This window comes from Cupriavidus sp. 01L415, assembly GCF_056400065.1.
In genome coordinates this window covers 794651-808444 of the sequence record NZ_JBFTSP010000001.1, presented here as the reverse complement: position 1 = coordinate 808444, position 13794 = coordinate 794651, and the positions used below count along the sequence as shown (strand labels likewise).

16 protein-coding genes and 1 tRNA gene are annotated in these 13794 nt (G+C 63.1%); 14 read left to right on the top strand and 3 right to left on the bottom strand.

Features of this window, described 5'->3' with window-relative positions:
• The first annotated feature begins 8 nt into the window (after nt 1–8).
• A complete protein-coding gene (locus AC1DOX_RS03725; RefSeq protein ID WP_441615174.1) occupies nt 9–1037 on the top strand; it encodes a DctP family TRAP transporter solute-binding subunit in 1029 nt (342 codons plus the stop codon).
• 53 nt (nt 1038–1090) lie between these two features.
• Nucleotides 1091–1492: an acyl-CoA thioesterase gene (locus tag AC1DOX_RS03720; protein ID WP_441615172.1), complete on the top strand. Its 402-nt coding sequence runs from the start codon at nt 1091–1093 to the stop codon at nt 1490–1492.
• 15 nt (nt 1493–1507) lie between these two features.
• Here the strand turns inward: AC1DOX_RS03720 and AC1DOX_RS03715 are convergent, their stop codons facing one another.
• A complete protein-coding gene (locus AC1DOX_RS03715; protein WP_092138199.1) occupies nt 1508–2053 on the bottom strand; it encodes a PAS and helix-turn-helix domain-containing protein in 546 nt (181 codons plus the stop codon).
• A 195-nt stretch (nt 2054–2248) separates the two neighbouring features.
• On the opposite strand from AC1DOX_RS03715, the gene AC1DOX_RS03710 reads away from it, so the two are divergent.
• Entirely contained in the window at nt 2249–2947 is a 699-nt protein-coding gene (locus AC1DOX_RS03710; protein WP_441615170.1) for a CoA transferase subunit A, read from the top strand.
• 11 nt (nt 2948–2958) lie between these two features.
• Nucleotides 2959–3597 carry a CoA transferase subunit B gene (locus tag AC1DOX_RS03705; protein WP_092138197.1) on the top strand — a complete coding sequence of 213 codons (639 nt, stop codon included), beginning with the start codon at nt 2959–2961 and terminating at the stop codon, nt 3595–3597.
• A 135-nt stretch (nt 3598–3732) separates the two neighbouring features.
• Here AC1DOX_RS03705 and AC1DOX_RS03700 read toward each other — a convergent pair whose 3' ends face one another.
• Both AC1DOX_RS03700 and AC1DOX_RS03695 read right to left on the bottom strand, forming a co-directional pair.
• Nucleotides 3733–4215: a DUF411 domain-containing protein gene (locus AC1DOX_RS03700; protein ID WP_441615167.1), complete on the bottom strand. Its 483-nt coding sequence runs from the start codon at nt 4213–4215 to the stop codon at nt 3733–3735.
• Nucleotides 4216–4225: 10 nt separating this feature from the next.
• Nucleotides 4226–5002, bottom strand: coding sequence for a 3-hydroxybutyrate dehydrogenase (locus tag AC1DOX_RS03695; RefSeq protein ID WP_441615165.1), 777 nt, complete (start codon nt 5000–5002; stop codon nt 4226–4228).
• A 298-nt stretch (nt 5003–5300) separates the two neighbouring features.
• On the opposite strand from AC1DOX_RS03695, the gene AC1DOX_RS03690 reads away from it, so the two are divergent.
• The 10 genes from AC1DOX_RS03690 to pheS all read left to right on the top strand — a co-directional run bounded on the left by AC1DOX_RS03690 (nt 5301) and on the right by pheS (nt 13760).
• On the top strand, nt 5301–6182 hold the full coding sequence (locus tag AC1DOX_RS03690; protein ID WP_441615163.1) for an alpha/beta fold hydrolase: 882 nt from the start codon (nt 5301–5303) through the stop codon (nt 6180–6182).
• A gap of 39 nt (nt 6183–6221) precedes the next feature.
• The gene (locus AC1DOX_RS03685) at nt 6222–6584 is read left to right on the top strand and encodes a RidA family protein (protein WP_441615161.1); all 363 of its coding nucleotides are present in this window, start codon (nt 6222–6224) and stop codon (nt 6582–6584) included.
• Nucleotides 6585–6600: 16 nt separating this feature from the next.
• Nucleotides 6601–8832 carry a RelA/SpoT family protein gene (locus AC1DOX_RS03680; protein WP_441615159.1) on the top strand — a complete coding sequence of 744 codons (2232 nt, stop codon included), beginning with the start codon at nt 6601–6603 and terminating at the stop codon, nt 8830–8832.
• Nucleotides 8833–8853: 21 nt separating this feature from the next.
• A tRNA-Val gene (locus AC1DOX_RS03675) sits at nt 8854–8930 on the top strand.
• A 141-nt stretch (nt 8931–9071) separates the two neighbouring features.
• Nucleotides 9072–9269: a hypothetical protein gene (locus AC1DOX_RS03670; protein WP_441615157.1), complete on the top strand. Its 198-nt coding sequence runs from the start codon at nt 9072–9074 to the stop codon at nt 9267–9269.
• 51 nt (nt 9270–9320) lie between these two features.
• Nucleotides 9321–11228, top strand: coding sequence for a threonine--tRNA ligase (gene thrS, locus AC1DOX_RS03665; RefSeq protein ID WP_441615155.1), 1908 nt, complete (start codon nt 9321–9323; stop codon nt 11226–11228).
• A 46-nt stretch (nt 11229–11274) separates the two neighbouring features.
• Nucleotides 11275–11796, top strand: coding sequence for a translation initiation factor IF-3 (gene infC / locus AC1DOX_RS03660; protein ID WP_441615630.1), 522 nt, complete (start codon nt 11275–11277; stop codon nt 11794–11796).
• Between the two features lie 168 nt (nt 11797–11964).
• Nucleotides 11965–12162, top strand: a complete 198-nt coding sequence (gene rpmI / locus AC1DOX_RS03655) for a 50S ribosomal protein L35 (RefSeq protein ID WP_011297448.1) — start codon at nt 11965–11967, stop codon at nt 12160–12162.
• 28 nt (nt 12163–12190) lie between these two features.
• Entirely contained in the window at nt 12191–12547 is a 357-nt protein-coding gene (gene rplT / locus AC1DOX_RS03650; protein ID WP_008650487.1) for a 50S ribosomal protein L20, read from the top strand.
• A 187-nt stretch (nt 12548–12734) separates the two neighbouring features.
• Entirely contained in the window at nt 12735–13760 is a 1026-nt protein-coding gene (pheS, locus tag AC1DOX_RS03645) for a phenylalanine--tRNA ligase subunit alpha (RefSeq protein WP_176860982.1), read from the top strand.
• Nucleotides 13761–13794 lie beyond the last annotated feature (34 nt).

Sequence of the window (13794 nt, the reverse complement as noted above, 5' to 3'; positions counted from 1 at the left end):
ATTCCCAAATGAAACGCCGTGCCCTGATGTTGTCTGTTGCCGCCACCATTGCCGCCGCCGCGCTGGCGCCGGCTGGCGCGATGGCGCAGACCTACAAGTCCGAATACAAGATGTCGCTCGTGCTCGGCCCCGCCTTCCCGTGGGGCAAGGGCGGCGAGATCTGGGCGGACCTGGTGCGCCAGCGCACCAGCGGCCGTATCAACATCAAGCTTTACCCGGGCACATCGCTGGTGGCGGGCGACCAGACGCGCGAGTTTTCGGCCATCCGCCAGGGCGTGATCGACATGGCCGTGGGCTCGACCATCAACTGGTCGCCGCAGGTCAAGGAGCTGAACCTGTTCTCGCTGCCATTCCTGATGCCCGACTACAAGGCGCTGGACGCGCTGACGCAGGGCGACGTGGGCAAGTCGATCTTCTCCACGCTGGAGAAGGCTGGCGTGGTGCCGCTGGCCTGGGGCGAGAATGGCTTCCGCGAGGTGTCCAACTCCAAGCATGAGATCCGCAAGCCCGAGGACCTGAAGGGCCTGAAGCTGCGCGTGGTGGGGTCGCCGCTGTACATCGAGACCTTCAACGCGCTCGGCGCCAACCCGACGCAGATGAGCTGGGCCGATGCGCAGCCGGCCATGGCATCCGGCGCCGTGGATGGCCAGGAGAACCCGCAGAGCGTGTTTGCCGCCGCCAAGCTGTACACGGTGGGGCAGAAGTACGTGACGACATGGGGCTATGTGGCCGACCCGCTGATCTTCGTGGTCAACAAGCAGATCTGGGAAAGCTGGACGCCGGCTGACCGCGAGATCGTGAAGCAGGCCGCCATCGACGCCGGCAAACAGGAAATCGCGCTGGCTCGCAAGGGGCTGGTGGAAGCCGGCGCTCCGGCGTGGAAGGACATGGAGCAGCACGGTGTGAAGGTGACCCAGTTGTCCCCGGCCGAGCATGAAGCCTTCCGCAAGGCGACCACCAAGGTCTACGACAAGTGGAAGAAGCAAATCGGCACCGACCTGGTGGCGAAGGCCGAAACGGCGATCACCAAGCGTTAAGGAGCAGGGCGCCGGCCGGCCGAAATGGCGGGACGGCGCCTGAGGAATTGCCGATGAAACACGTCTTCACGCACGTCATGCCCATCCGGTGGGGCGACATGGACGCCATGGGCCATGTCAACAACACGGTCTATTTCCAGTACCTGGAGCAGGCACGGATTGAGTGGTTCTCCTCGATCGGCCGTAGCGGCAAGGATGCCAACGGCCACGGGCCGGTGATCATCAACGCCCACATGACATTCCTGAAGCAACTGCGCTTTCCGGGCGATATCGAATGCCGCGTGTATGCGGGCAACCTGGGTCGCACGAGCTTCGAAACGCGCACGGAGATCCGCCGCACGGACCTGCCCGACGTGGTCTGGGCCGAGGGCGGGGCAAAGGTGGTGTGGTGCGACTACGCGGCGGAGAAATCCGTGCCGGTGCCGGAGGCAATCCGCGCGTTGATCGAAGTGTAATCCAGCTGCCTGGGGTCAGTGGTTGACCAGCCGCTGCACCAGGTCCACCACCGTGTGGGCCCCGTACTTCTTCATCAGCCGCGCGCGATAGATGTCCACGGTGCGCGGGCTGATCGACAGCAGCTTGCCGATCTGCTTGCTGGTCTTGCCCTCCACCAGCTGCGCGGCGATGTCGCGCTCCCGGGCGGTCAGTTCCGCCGTCACCGGACGCTTCTGCGACAAGTCTTCGAATGTCCAGATGCCTGCGCCCAGCGGCTCGCGCCGGTCCAGCGCGCGGCCCGTGACGTGGCACCAGAACAGTTCGCCGCCGGCGCGTTTCATGATCCGCTCGTCCGAATACATGCCTCGGGTGTTCATGATCGGCACAATGCGTGCGCCGGTGCGCTCGAATTCGTCGGCGGTGGGGTAGAGCACCTGGAACGATTCGCCCACCAGCGCTTCGCGCGTCGTGCCGAAGATCCGGCAGACCTCGTCGTTGCAATCCTCGATCACGCGAGCGCGCGACAGCACCAGTCCGACGGGCGCCAGCTGGAAAGCGGTCTGGTAGTCGATGGGGGGCATTGTCCCTTATGTACTTTTACGTAATGGCGTTGCCGGCACCCGTTGACGTATGCTGTCGGTCGGCAACGGACGGCTACTGACCGCCGATTGTACCGTTACAATTTCCCCGCGTGGCCCACCGTGCATGCGGGGGCAGAACGTCGAGGGATTACCCGCAGGGGATATCTCCACGGGACTACCGAGGAAGGAGCAAATATGAACAAGGTCTACGCCAGCGCCGCCGAGGCGCTCGCGGGCGTCGTAAAAGACGGCCAGACGATCGCCGTGGGCGGCTTCGGGCTGTGCGGCATCCCCGAAGCGCTGATCGCCGCGCTGCGCGACAGCGGCGCCAAGCAGCTCACCTGCATTTCCAACAACGCCGGCGTCGACGGCTTCGGCCTTGGCCTGCTGTTGGCCACCCGCCAGATCAAGAAGATGATCTCGTCGTACGTGGGCGAGAACAAGGAATTCGAGCGCCAGTACCTGGCGGGCGAGCTTGAGCTGGATTTCACGCCGCAAGGCACGCTGGCTGAAAAGCTGCGTGCCGGCGGTTCGGGCATCCCGGCCTTCTTCACCAAGACCGGCGTGGGCACCATCGTTGCCGACGGCAAGGAAATCCGCGAATTCGATGGCCAGCAATATGTGATGGAGCGGTCGCTGACCGCCGACATCGCGCTGGTCAAGGCGTACAAGGCCGACAAGGCCGGCAACCTGGTCTTCCGTCGCACCGCCCGCAACTTCAACCCGATGTGCGCGATGGCTGGCAAGGTCACGGTGGCCGAGGTGGAGCATATCGTCGAGACGGGCGAGCTGGACCCGGACGAGGTCCACACGCCGGGCATCTTCGTGCAGCGCCTGGTGCTGAACGCCACCCCCGAAAAACGCATCGAACAGCGCACCGTGCGTGCCAAGTAAGGAGAGACATCATGGCATGGACACGTGACGAAATGGCGGCGCGCGCGGCGCGCGAGCTGCAGGACGGCTTCTACGTCAACCTGGGCATTGGCCTGCCGACGCTGGTGGCCAACCATGTGCCGGACGGCATGGAAGTGTGGCTGCAGTCGGAAAACGGCCTGCTGGGCATCGGACCGTTCCCGACCGAGGACGAGGTTGACGCTGACATGATCAACGCCGGCAAGCAGACGGTGACGACGCTGGCAGGTTCGTCGATCTTCTCGTCGGCCGACTCCTTCGCGATGATCCGCGGCGGCCATATCAACCTGGCCATCCTGGGCGCGATGCAGGTCAGCGAACGTGGTGATCTGGCCAACTGGATGATTCCGGGCAAGATGGTCAAGGGCATGGGCGGCGCGATGGACCTGGTGGCAGGCGTCGGCAGGGTCGTGGTCTTGATGGAGCACACCGCCAAGAAGAAGGACGGCACCGAAGACATCAAGATCCTCAAGGATTGCAACCTGCCGCTGACCGGCGTGGGCGTGGTCAACCGCATCATCACCGACCTGGGCGTCATTGACGTGACCTCGGACGGCCTGAAGCTGGTGGAAACCGCCCCCGGCGTCAGCCGCGAAGAGATCCAGTCGAAGACCGGCGCAACGCTGATCTGAGGCGGTCTCCCTGGCCAAACTGTGTCGACTTAGGTTGTCGACACAGTTTGGCTGACGTGGATTGCCGTCAGCAAAACGCCCCCGCCAGCGCAAGACGGGGGCGTTTTGTATAGCGGTCCGGCGGTGACCGGAGAATCAGCCGTTTGCCTTGGTCTTGTTGTAGCTCGAGAAGACCGATGCGGCGCCGTCCGACTTGACCAGCAGCACGTCGAACGGGTCCTTGCGCGGTCCCATCTCCATGCCCGGCGATCCGGCCGGCATGCCAGGCACGGCCAGACCGACGGCCTTGGGCTTTGTGGCCAGCAGCTTCCGGATGTCGGCTGCCGGCACGTGGCCTTCCAATGCATAACCGCCGATCACGCCCGTGTGGCACGACCCGAAGCGGTCAGGCATACCGTAGCGTGCGCGGTAAACGCCGGTATCCTCGACGTCGTGCGTGGTCACGGCAAAGCCGTTGGTGCGCAGATGCTTGACCCAGTCCTCGCAGCAGCCGCAAGTCGGACTCTTGTAGACGTCGATAGCCAGCGGGCGCGATGCCTGGGCGAGCGCGCTGGTGATCGGAGACAGGGCGAGAGCACCGGCGCCCAGCGTGCGAAGGAAATGACGACGATGATGCATGGCGCCTTCCTTATTGCGCGACCCAGCCACCATCCATATTCCAGATGGCACCGCGCACCTGCCTGGCTGCCTCGCTCGACAGGAACACCGCCAGCGCACCTAGTTCCTCGGGCGTGACGAACTGGCCCGAAGGCTGCTTTTCCAGCACCAGTTCCCGCTTGGCTTGTTCGACGGGGATGCCTTCCTTCTGGGCGCGCGCTTCCACCTGCTTCTGCACCAGCGGCGTCAGTACCCAGCCCGGGCAGATCGCGTTGGCGGTCACGCCGGTCTGGGCGGTTTCCAGCGCCGTGACCTTGGTGAACCCGACGATGCCGTGCTTGGATGCCACGTAGGCGGACTTTTCTGCCGACGCCACCAGGCCGTGAGTGGAAGCTACATTGATGATGCGGCCCCAGTTCTTGGCCTTCATCGACGGCAGCGCCAGGCGCGTGGTGTGGAATGCGGAGGTCAGGTTGATGGCGATGATGGCATCCCAGCGGTCGGCCGGGAATTCCTCGATCTTCGCGACGAACTGGATGCCGGCGTTGTTGACCAGGATATCCACGCCACCGAAGTCTTTCTCCGCGTAGCGCATCATGTCTTCGATCTCGGCCGCGCGGCTCATGTCGGCGCCGTGGTAGCCCACCTGAATGCCACCGCCGGCCTTGGCAATCTCGGCCTTTGCGCCGTCCGCGTCACCAAAGCCATTGACGATGATATTGGCGCCTTGCGCGGCGAGTGCCTGTGCGATGCCGAGTCCGATCCCACTGGTCGAGCCAGTCACCAGTGCCGTCTTGCCTTTGAGCATGTAAGCCTCCGTCGGAGAAAATGCGGTAAGGGCCGGGACCACCGGTGCCGGCCGGTCGGGATGCGCGCGCGGGCGGTGACCTGCCTTCCCCGGCCGGACTTCCGCTGCTTGTCAGTCGGTTGCCAGCCGGTTGCCAGCGGGTCACCCTACAGGAGGGGCCGCGTGCGCCAATGTGCTGTGGCATTGTACTCGCAGGGCGTACAATCCTGCTTTGCCAAAAGCCGTACCGCCAACAGTTTTTAACACCGCTCAACCTCCGCGCCGTCACGCTGTCGGCGGGGAATTGCAGGGAGTTCAGATGTCTTCCAGTCCGCGCCTCGGCTTTGTTCAGTGCATCAGTCCCGCAGGCCTGCATCGCATGGCTTATCACGAGTGGGGCGACCCCACGAATCCGCGCGTGCTGATGTGCGTGCATGGCCTGACCCGTACCGGCCGCGATTTCGATACGGTGGCGAAGGCCCTGTCCGACGAATACCGCGTGGTCTGCCCGGATGTGGCGGGCCGGGGCCGTTCCGAATGGCTGGCGGATCCGCGCCGCTACGTCGTGCCGCAATATGTGTCGGACATGGTCACGCTGATTGCGCGGCTGAACGTCGAGCAGGTGGACTGGTTCGGCACGTCGATGGGCGGCCTGATCGGCATGGGGCTGGCGAGCCTGCCCAGGTCACCGGTGCGCAAGCTGTTGCTGAACGACGTGGGCCCGAAGCTTGCCGCCCAAGCGGTGGAACGCATCGGCGCCTACCTCGGGCTGCCGGTGCGCTTCAAGACGTTTGAAGAAGGTCTGGCCTACCTGCAGACGATCAGCGCCTCCTTTGGCCGTCATACGCCGGAACAATGGCGCGAGCTCAACGCCGCGATTCTCAAGCCGGTGCAGGCTGCGGAGGGGATGGAGTGGGGCTTGCACTACGATCCCGCGCTGGCTGTGCCCTTCAAGGAAAGCACGCCCGAGATGGTGCAGGCGGGCGAAGCCGCGCTGTGGACGATGTTCGAGGCTATCCAGGGGCCGACGCTGGTGGTGCGCGGTGCGCAGTCCGACCTGCTGCTGCGCGAGACCGTGGCGGAAATGGTGGCGCGCGGCAAGCAAGTTTCCTCGGTGGAAGTCCCCGATGTGGGGCACGCGCCGACGTTCGTCGATCCGGCCCAGGTGGCGATCGCCCGGAATTTCTTCCTGGGCCCCTGAGCGGTCGGCTTATCACTTTAATCAAGTACACGGATTGCCATGAGTGCCAACACCCTGAAGCGAGCCCACGTGGGCGCACGCTTGTCTGAATACGCGGTCTACAACGGCGTGGTCTATCTGGCCGGCCAGGTGCCGGAGGTGGACCCGAAGGCCGACCTGCGCGGCCAGACCCGCGAGGTGCTGGGTCACATCGATCGCCTGCTCGCCGAGGCCGGCAGCGACAAGACGCGGATCCTCATGTGCCAGATTTTTCTGACCGACGTGACCCGCATCGGCGAAATGAACGAAGTGTGGGACGCCTGGGTACCGCAGCGCAACACCCCGCCGCGCGCCACCGTCGAGGCGAAGCTGGCCAACCCCGATTATCTGATCGAAGTGGTGGTGACGGCCGCCCTCAACTGATGCCAGGCGGTACGACATGGTGACGTCGACGGACGTAACGGGGAAGGTCGTCGGAGTGCCGGATGCCGGCCTCGTCGAGCGCGCGCTGGCATATGTGCGCGAGGTGGCGGATGGCGACAAGCCCGCGATGCTGCCGACCGGCGAGAGCGTTCTGTCGCACGCCGAGGGGATGCTGCGGATCCTGGATGGCTTGCGCGTGGACGACGCCGCGCGTGCCGCGGCGTGCCTGTTTGCCGTGGCAGCGTTCGTGCCGGGCACCGAAGGCCAGATGGAGGAGCGCTTTGGCGAGGAAGTTGCGCGCCTGGTGAAAGGGGTGCGGCAACTGCTGCGAATCGGTGCGATTGCCGTGACGCAGACGGACGTGTCCGAGTCGTCGAAGACAGAAGCCGCGGCGCGCCAGGAACAAGTGGAAGCGCTGCGCAAGATGCTGCTGGCCTTTGCCCAGGACATCCGCGTGGTGCTGGTGCGGCTGGCGTCGCGGCTGCAGACACTGCGCTGGCTGGCGCAGACCAAGAGTGCGCCATTGCCGGGCGTGGCGCGCGAGACGCTCGACATCTACGCGCCACTCGCCAACCGGCTGGGGATCTGGCAGATGAAGTGGGAGCTGGAAGACCTGGCGTTCCGCTTCGAGCAGCCCGAGACCTACAAGCGCATCGCCCGCCTGCTGGACGAAAAGCGCATCGAGCGCGAGAGCTATATCTCGCAGGCCATCGAGCGATTGCAGTCGGAGCTTGCCGCGGCGGGCATTCGCGCGGAGGTGACCGGGCGCCCCAAGCATATCTTCAGCATCTGGAAGAAGATGCGCGGCAAGGAGCTCGACTTCGCCGATCTCTACGATGTGCGGGCGTTCCGCGTGATCGTGGATGACATCAAGGATTGCTACACGGTGCTCGGCATCGTGCACCACATCTGGCAGCCGATCCCGCGCGAGTTCGATGACTATATCTCGCGGCCGAAGTCCAACGGCTACATGTCTTTGCACACCGTAGTGATCGGTGACGACGGCCGTGCCTTCGAGGTCCAGATCCGCACGCAGGAAATGCACCACTTCGCCGAGTACGGCGTTGCGGCGCACTGGCGCTACAAGGAGGCTGGCAGCAAGGGCTATAGCGGGCAGTTCTCCGCGAGCGAGCGTTACGACGAGAAGATCGCGTGGCTGCGCCAGTTGCTGGCATGGAAGGACGACGCCGACCATTCGGTGGCGCACGAGGACTCGCCCTGGGAGCAACTGAAGCACGCGGCCATCGACGACCATATCTATGTGCTGACTCCGCAGGCGCGCGTGGTGGCGCTGCCGCAGGGCGCGACGCCGGTCGACTTTGCGTATTACCTGCACAGCGATCTGGGGCACCATTGCCGTGGCGCGCGTGTGGATGGCGCCATGGTGCCCCTCAACACGCCGCTCAAGAACGGGCAGACCGTGGATATCGTCGCGGTCAAGCAGGGCGGGCCGTCGCGCGACTGGCTCAACGCGGAGCTGGGCTATCTGGCGAGCAGCCGCGCTCGCGCGAAGGTGCGAGCTTGGTTCAACGCGCTCGATTCGCAGGAAACCATCGCGCAGGGCCGGTCGCTGATCGAAAAGACGCTCCAGCGCGAGGGCAAGACCGCGGTCAACCTCGATGACCTGGCCACGCGGCTCAACTTCAAGACGCCGGACGAACTCTATGCCGCCGTCGCCAAGGAAGAGTTCAGCCTGCGTCATGTGGAGCACGCGCTGCGCCATCCCGAGGGGGAGGTGCAGCCGCAGCTGACCGAGGAGGAGGCCGTCACCAAGAAGAGCCGCGCGACCAGCGTGGCGCGCGGCGCCAAGAGCGGCGTGCTGGTGGTGGGCGTGGATTCACTGATGACGCAGATGTCGCGCTGCTGCAAGCCGGCGCCGCCGGACGAGATCGTCGGCTTTGTGACGCGCGGGCGTGGCGTGTCGATCCATCGCCGCAGTTGCAGCACCTTCCTGCAACTGTCGTCGCGTGCGCCCGAGCGGGTGATCCAGACCGAATGGGGCAAGCGCAGCGACGCGGTGTATCCGGTGGACATCCACGTGGAGGCGATTGACCGTCAGGGCCTGCTGCGCGATATCTCCGAAGTGCTGTCGCGGGAGAAGATCAACGTGACGGGTGTGAAGACGCTGTCGAGCAAGGGCGTCGCGCGCATGCAGTTTACGGCCGAGGTTTCCGAGGCCACGCAACTCCAGCGCGCGCTGTCATTGATAGAAGATGTGCAAGGGGTGTTGCAAGCAAAAAGAAAGTGATGCTATACTTGCGTCTTCGCTAGGCTCGTAGCTCAGCTGGTTAGAGCACCACCTTGACATGGTGGGGGTCGTTGGTTCGAGTCCAATCGAGCCTACCAACGAATTGCAGTAAAAACGTACTACCCGTCAGCAATCGAAGGCTGGCGTGACAGCAGATCCGATCAACCTGACAAGGCACGGAAACGCATCATGAACATGACAACTCGAACTACTACCGCTGGTTAGCGACAGTAGTCGAGGTGCGCCTTCGAACCGGAGCGATCCGGGAAAAGACAGAAAAACGCGGCCTTGGCCGCGTTTTTTTTCGTCTGTCGTTTGCCAGCTGGCTGATAAGCTGCCGCATCGCCCGCGATGTGGGCAAGAAAAGTCCGTTGCCGGTGCTGTCCGATGCGCGTCTCGCTGCATCGGGCGACACCGGCGCCACAAAAGTTGTTTGATCCGATCGTCGCGGCGCCATGCCGGCGGTTGGACTCCTCGAGAGGTGCAAGATGATCGTAATCACGCTGCCGGACGGTTCCCGTCGCGAATTCCACGGCCCCGTCACGGTGGCTGAAGTGGCCCAGAGCATCGGCTCCGGCCTGGCCAAGGCGGCGCTTGCCGGCAAGGTCGATGGCCGCATGGTCGATACGAGCTACACGATCGACCGCGATGCGTCGCTGGCTATCGTCACGGATAAGGACGCCGATGGCGTCGACGTGATCCGCCACTCGACGGCGCACTTGCTGGCCTATGCCGTGAAGGAGCTCTATCCGGATGCGCAGGTCACGATCGGTCCGGTCATCGAAAACGGCTTCTACTACGACTTCGCCTATAAGCGTCCCTTCACGCCCGAAGACCTTGCGGCCATCGAAAAGAAAATGACGGAGCTGGCGCGCAAGGACGAAAAAGTCACGCGCGAAGTCTGGAATCGTGACGAAGCCGTGGCGCTGTTCGAGTCGATGGGGGAAAAGTACAAGGCGGAGATCATCGCCTCGATTCCGGCCGACCAGGAAATTGGCCTCTATCGCGAGGGTCAGTTTGTCGATCTGTGCCGCGGGCCGCACGTGCCATCCACGGGCAAGCTGAAGGTATTCAAGCTGATGAAGGTGGCTGGCGCCTACTGGCGCGGCGATGCCAACAACGAGATGCTCCAGCGCATCTACGGCACGGCCTGGGCGAAGAAGGAAGACCAGGAGGCGTACCTGCACATGCTGGAGGAGGCCGAGAAACGCGACCACCGCAAGCTCGGCAAGACGCTTGATCTGTTCCATCTGCAAGAGGAAGCGCCGGGCATGGTGTTCTGGCACCCGAAGGGCTGGCAGGTGTGGCAGGCCGTGGAGCAATACATGCGCGAGCGGCTGGGCAAGGCCGGCTACGACGAGGTGCGCACGCCGCAGGTGATGGAYCGTTCGCTCTGGGAAAARTCTGGCCACTGGCAGAACTACAAGGAGAACATGTTYGTCACGGAGTCGGAAAAGCGCGACTAYGCGATCAAGCCGATGAACTGCCCGGGGCATGTCCAGATTTTCAATCACGGTCTGCGTTCTTACCGCGACCTGCCGCTGCGGTTTGCGGAGTTCGGCGCCTGCCATCGCAACGAGCCGTCTGGCGCGTTGCATGGTCTGATGCGTGTACGCGGCTTCGTGCAGGACGATGCGCACATTTTCTGCACGGAAGAGCAGATCGTGGAGGAGGCCAAGGCGTTTAATGAACTGGCTTTCTCCATCTACGACGACTTCGGCTTCAAGGATGTGGCGGTGAAGTTGTCGCTGCGCCCCGAGAAGCGTGCCGGGTCGAACGAGGTCTGGGATCATGCCGAAGATGGCCTGCGTCTGGCCCTGCGCGCCTGCGGCGTGGAATGGGAGGAGTTGCCGGGCGAGGGCGCGTTCTACGGTCCGAAGGTCGAGTACCACATCAAGGACGCGATTGGCCGATCCTGGCAGTGCGGTACGCTGCAGCTGGATCTGGTGCTGCCGGAGCGCCTGGGTGCGGAATACGTCTCCGAAGACAACGCCCGCAAGCGGCCGGTGATGCTCCACCGCGCAATCCTCGGTTCGTTCGAGCGATTCCTGGGCATCTTGCTGGAGAACCATGCGGGTGCGCTGCCCGCCTGGTTGGCGCCGGAACAGGTCGTCGTGATGAATATTGCGGAATCTCAGTCGGAATATGCCGAAAGCGTCGTGCAACTCTTGCAAAAACAAGGGTTTAGGGCCAAGGCCGATTTGCGTAACGAGAAAATTACGTATAAAATCCGCGAGCATTCCCTTCAGAAGATTCCCTACCTGCTGGTAGTGGGCGACAAGGAACGGGATGCCAATCAAGTGGCCGTGCGTGCCCGTGGCAACGTGGATCTGGGCGTAATGTCCGTCTCCGCGTTTATGGAGCGTCTGCAACATGACGTCACCAAAAAAGCCTGAGGTGTCGAGCACGGCTTGTTTTTTTGTCTTCTTGAGGTAACGGAACATCGCTACAGACAAAGGTCACCGTATCAACCGGGAGATCAGCGCGCCCGAACTGCGCCTGGTAGGGGTTGATAACGAGCAGCTCGGCATCGTCAAGTTTATGGACGCGCTTCGCCTGGCTGAGGATAAGGACTTGGATCTGGTGGAGATCGCCCCTAACGCGACTCCCCCCGTGGCCCGCATCATGGACTACGGCAAGTTCAAGTACGAGGAAGCCAAGCGCGCCCATGAGGCCAAGCTGAAGCAGAAGATCATCCAGGTCAAGGAAGTGAAGTTCCGCCCTGGCACGGATGATGGCGACTACAACGTCAAGCTGCGCAACCTGAGACGCTTCCTGGAAGAGGGTGACAAGACCAAGATCACGCTGCGGTTTCGCGGTCGTGAGATGGCTCACCAGGAAATCGGCGCGCGCATGCTGGAGCGTCTGAAGGCAGATCTGGAAGAGCAGGGTCAGGTCGAGCAGATGCCGAAGATGGAAGGCCGCCAGATGGTGATGGTTCTGGCCCCCAAGAAGAAGAAGTAATTCTTGCGCGGGGCGACGGCCGGGGTGCCAGTTGCATCCCGGCGTTGTCTCGTGCGGAAACCGTACGTGGTCTCCTGCAGGCTGCGTACAACAACAAGTGGATGCGGGTCTTGCAAGCGTCGGCGTCAGCCGTCCACCTGCATGCATGTCATAGAGCTGGAGTTTTTCATGCCTAAGATGAAGACCAAGAAAAGCGCTTCCAAGCGCTTTACGGCGCGCCCGAACGGTTCGTTCAAGCGCGGCCAGGCCTTCAAGCGTCACATCCTGACCAAGAAGACCACCAAGAACAAGCGTCACCTGCGCGGCACCCAGGACGTCCATGAGACGAACCTGAAGTCCGTTCGCGCAATGATGCCCTACGCATAACCCCAAACGATAACGAAAGGAGTATTACATGCCTCGAGTAAAACGTGGGGTCACTGCACGGGCCCGTCACAAGAAGGTTATCGACGCTGCCAAGGGTTACCGCGGCCGTCGCAATAATGTCTATCGCATCGCCAAGCAGGCGGTCATGCGTGCTGGTCAGTACGCGTACCGCGATCGTCGCAACAAGAAGCGCGTGTTCCGCGCTCTCTGGATTGCACGTATCAACGCTGCTACGCGTGAGCATGGCATGACCTACAGCGTGTTCATGAACGGTCTGAAGAAGGCCTCGATCGAACTCGACCGCAAGGTGCTGTCGGACATGGCCATCCATGACAAGCCTGCCTTTGCCGCCATCGTCAACCAGGTGAAAGCCACCGTTGCCTGATGCCGGCTGCGGAAGCGCCGTATAGCGCTTCCGGGCAAGCACCGACCGCAAGGTCTGCTGAAACGGGGCTCCTCACCGAGCCCCGTTTTCATTTCGAATGCCGTGTCGATCGCTGTCGATGCGAAACGGCATCCGAGATGCAATACCGCACGCACGTGCCAACCATTCCACGATCGCCGTCATGTCCCTGGATTTGGATCAAATCGTCGCCGACGCACAGGCCGCCTTCGCCGCTGCCAACGACAACGCCACGCTGGAAAACGAGAAAGCCCGCTTCCTGGGCAAGACCGGCGCGCTGACCGAGCTGCTCAAGGGCCTCGGCAAGCTGGACCCCGAGGCGCGCAAGAGCGAAGGCGCCCGGATCAACCAGGTCAAGCAGCAGGTGGAAGCCGCACTGCAGGCCCGCCGACAGGCGCTTGCCGATGCGCTGATGAACGCGCGACTGGCCGCCGAGGCCATCGACGTGACGCTGCCCGGCCGTACCGTTGCGCGCGGCAGCCTGCATCCAGTGATGCGGACCTGGGAGCGCGTGGAACAGATCTTCGGCTCGATCGGTTTCGATGTGGCCGATGGCCCCGAGATCGAGACCGACTGGATGAACTTCACCGCCCTGAATAATCCAGACAACCACCCGGCGCGTTCGATGCAGGACACGTTCTACGTGGATGGCCGCGATACCGACGACAAGCTCCTGCTGCTGCGTACGCACACCAGCCCGATGCAGGTCCGCTACGCGCGCATGCATGTGCAGAAATACGCCGGCAAACCGATGCCGCCGATCAAGGTAATCTGCCCCGGCCGTACCTATCGCGTAGACAGCGACGCCACGCATTCGCCGATGTTCAACCAGGTGGAAGGCCTGTGGATTGGCGACAACGTGAGCTTTGCGGACCTGAAGGGCGTCTACACCGATTTTCTGCGCAAGTTCTTCGAGCGTGACGACATCCAGGTGCGCTTCCGTCCGTCGTACTTCCCGTTCACCGAGCCGTCGGCCGAAATCGACATGGCCTTCGGCAACGGCAAGTGGCTGGAGATTTCCGGCTCGGGCCAGGTGCACCCCAACGTGCTGCGCAACATGGGCCTCGATCCCGAGCGCTACATCGGCTTCGCGTTCGGCTCCGGCCTGGAGCGCCTGACGATGCTGCGCTATGGCATCAACGACCTGCGTCTGTTCTTCGAAGGCGACGTGCGCTTCCTGCGCCAGTTCGCCTGATCGCGACCAGACTGCCCATCGTCCCAGAAGACAC

Bases quoted from the DNA above. Each gene is read 5' to 3' on its own strand.
- AC1DOX_RS03685 (WP_441615161.1), top strand. From the start codon at position 6,222: ATGAGTGCCAACACCCTGAAGCGAGCCCACGTGGGCGCACGCTTGTCT.
- AC1DOX_RS03725 (WP_441615174.1), top strand. From the start codon at position 9: ATGAAACGCCGTGCCCTGATGTTGTCTGTTGCCGCCACCATTGCCGCC.
- AC1DOX_RS03720 (WP_441615172.1), top strand. From the start codon at position 1,091: ATGAAACACGTCTTCACGCACGTCATGCCCATCCGGTGGGGCGACATG.
- AC1DOX_RS03695 (WP_441615165.1), bottom strand. From the start codon at position 5,002: ATGCTCAAAGGCAAGACGGCACTGGTGACTGGCTCGACCAGTGGGATC.
- AC1DOX_RS03705 (WP_092138197.1), top strand. From the start codon at position 2,959: ATGGCATGGACACGTGACGAAATGGCGGCGCGCGCGGCGCGCGAGCTG.
- AC1DOX_RS03715 (WP_092138199.1), bottom strand. From the start codon at position 2,053: ATGCCCCCCATCGACTACCAGACCGCTTTCCAGCTGGCGCCCGTCGGA.
- AC1DOX_RS03680 (WP_441615159.1), top strand. From the start codon at position 6,601: ATGGTGACGTCGACGGACGTAACGGGGAAGGTCGTCGGAGTGCCGGAT.
- AC1DOX_RS03700 (WP_441615167.1), bottom strand. From the start codon at position 4,215: ATGCATCATCGTCGTCATTTCCTTCGCACGCTGGGCGCCGGTGCTCTC.
- rpmI (WP_011297448.1), top strand. From the start codon at position 11,965: ATGCCTAAGATGAAGACCAAGAAAAGCGCTTCCAAGCGCTTTACGGCG.
- rplT (WP_008650487.1), top strand. From the start codon at position 12,191: ATGCCTCGAGTAAAACGTGGGGTCACTGCACGGGCCCGTCACAAGAAG.
- AC1DOX_RS03690 (WP_441615163.1), top strand. From the start codon at position 5,301: ATGTCTTCCAGTCCGCGCCTCGGCTTTGTTCAGTGCATCAGTCCCGCA.
- AC1DOX_RS03710 (WP_441615170.1), top strand. From the start codon at position 2,249: ATGAACAAGGTCTACGCCAGCGCCGCCGAGGCGCTCGCGGGCGTCGTA.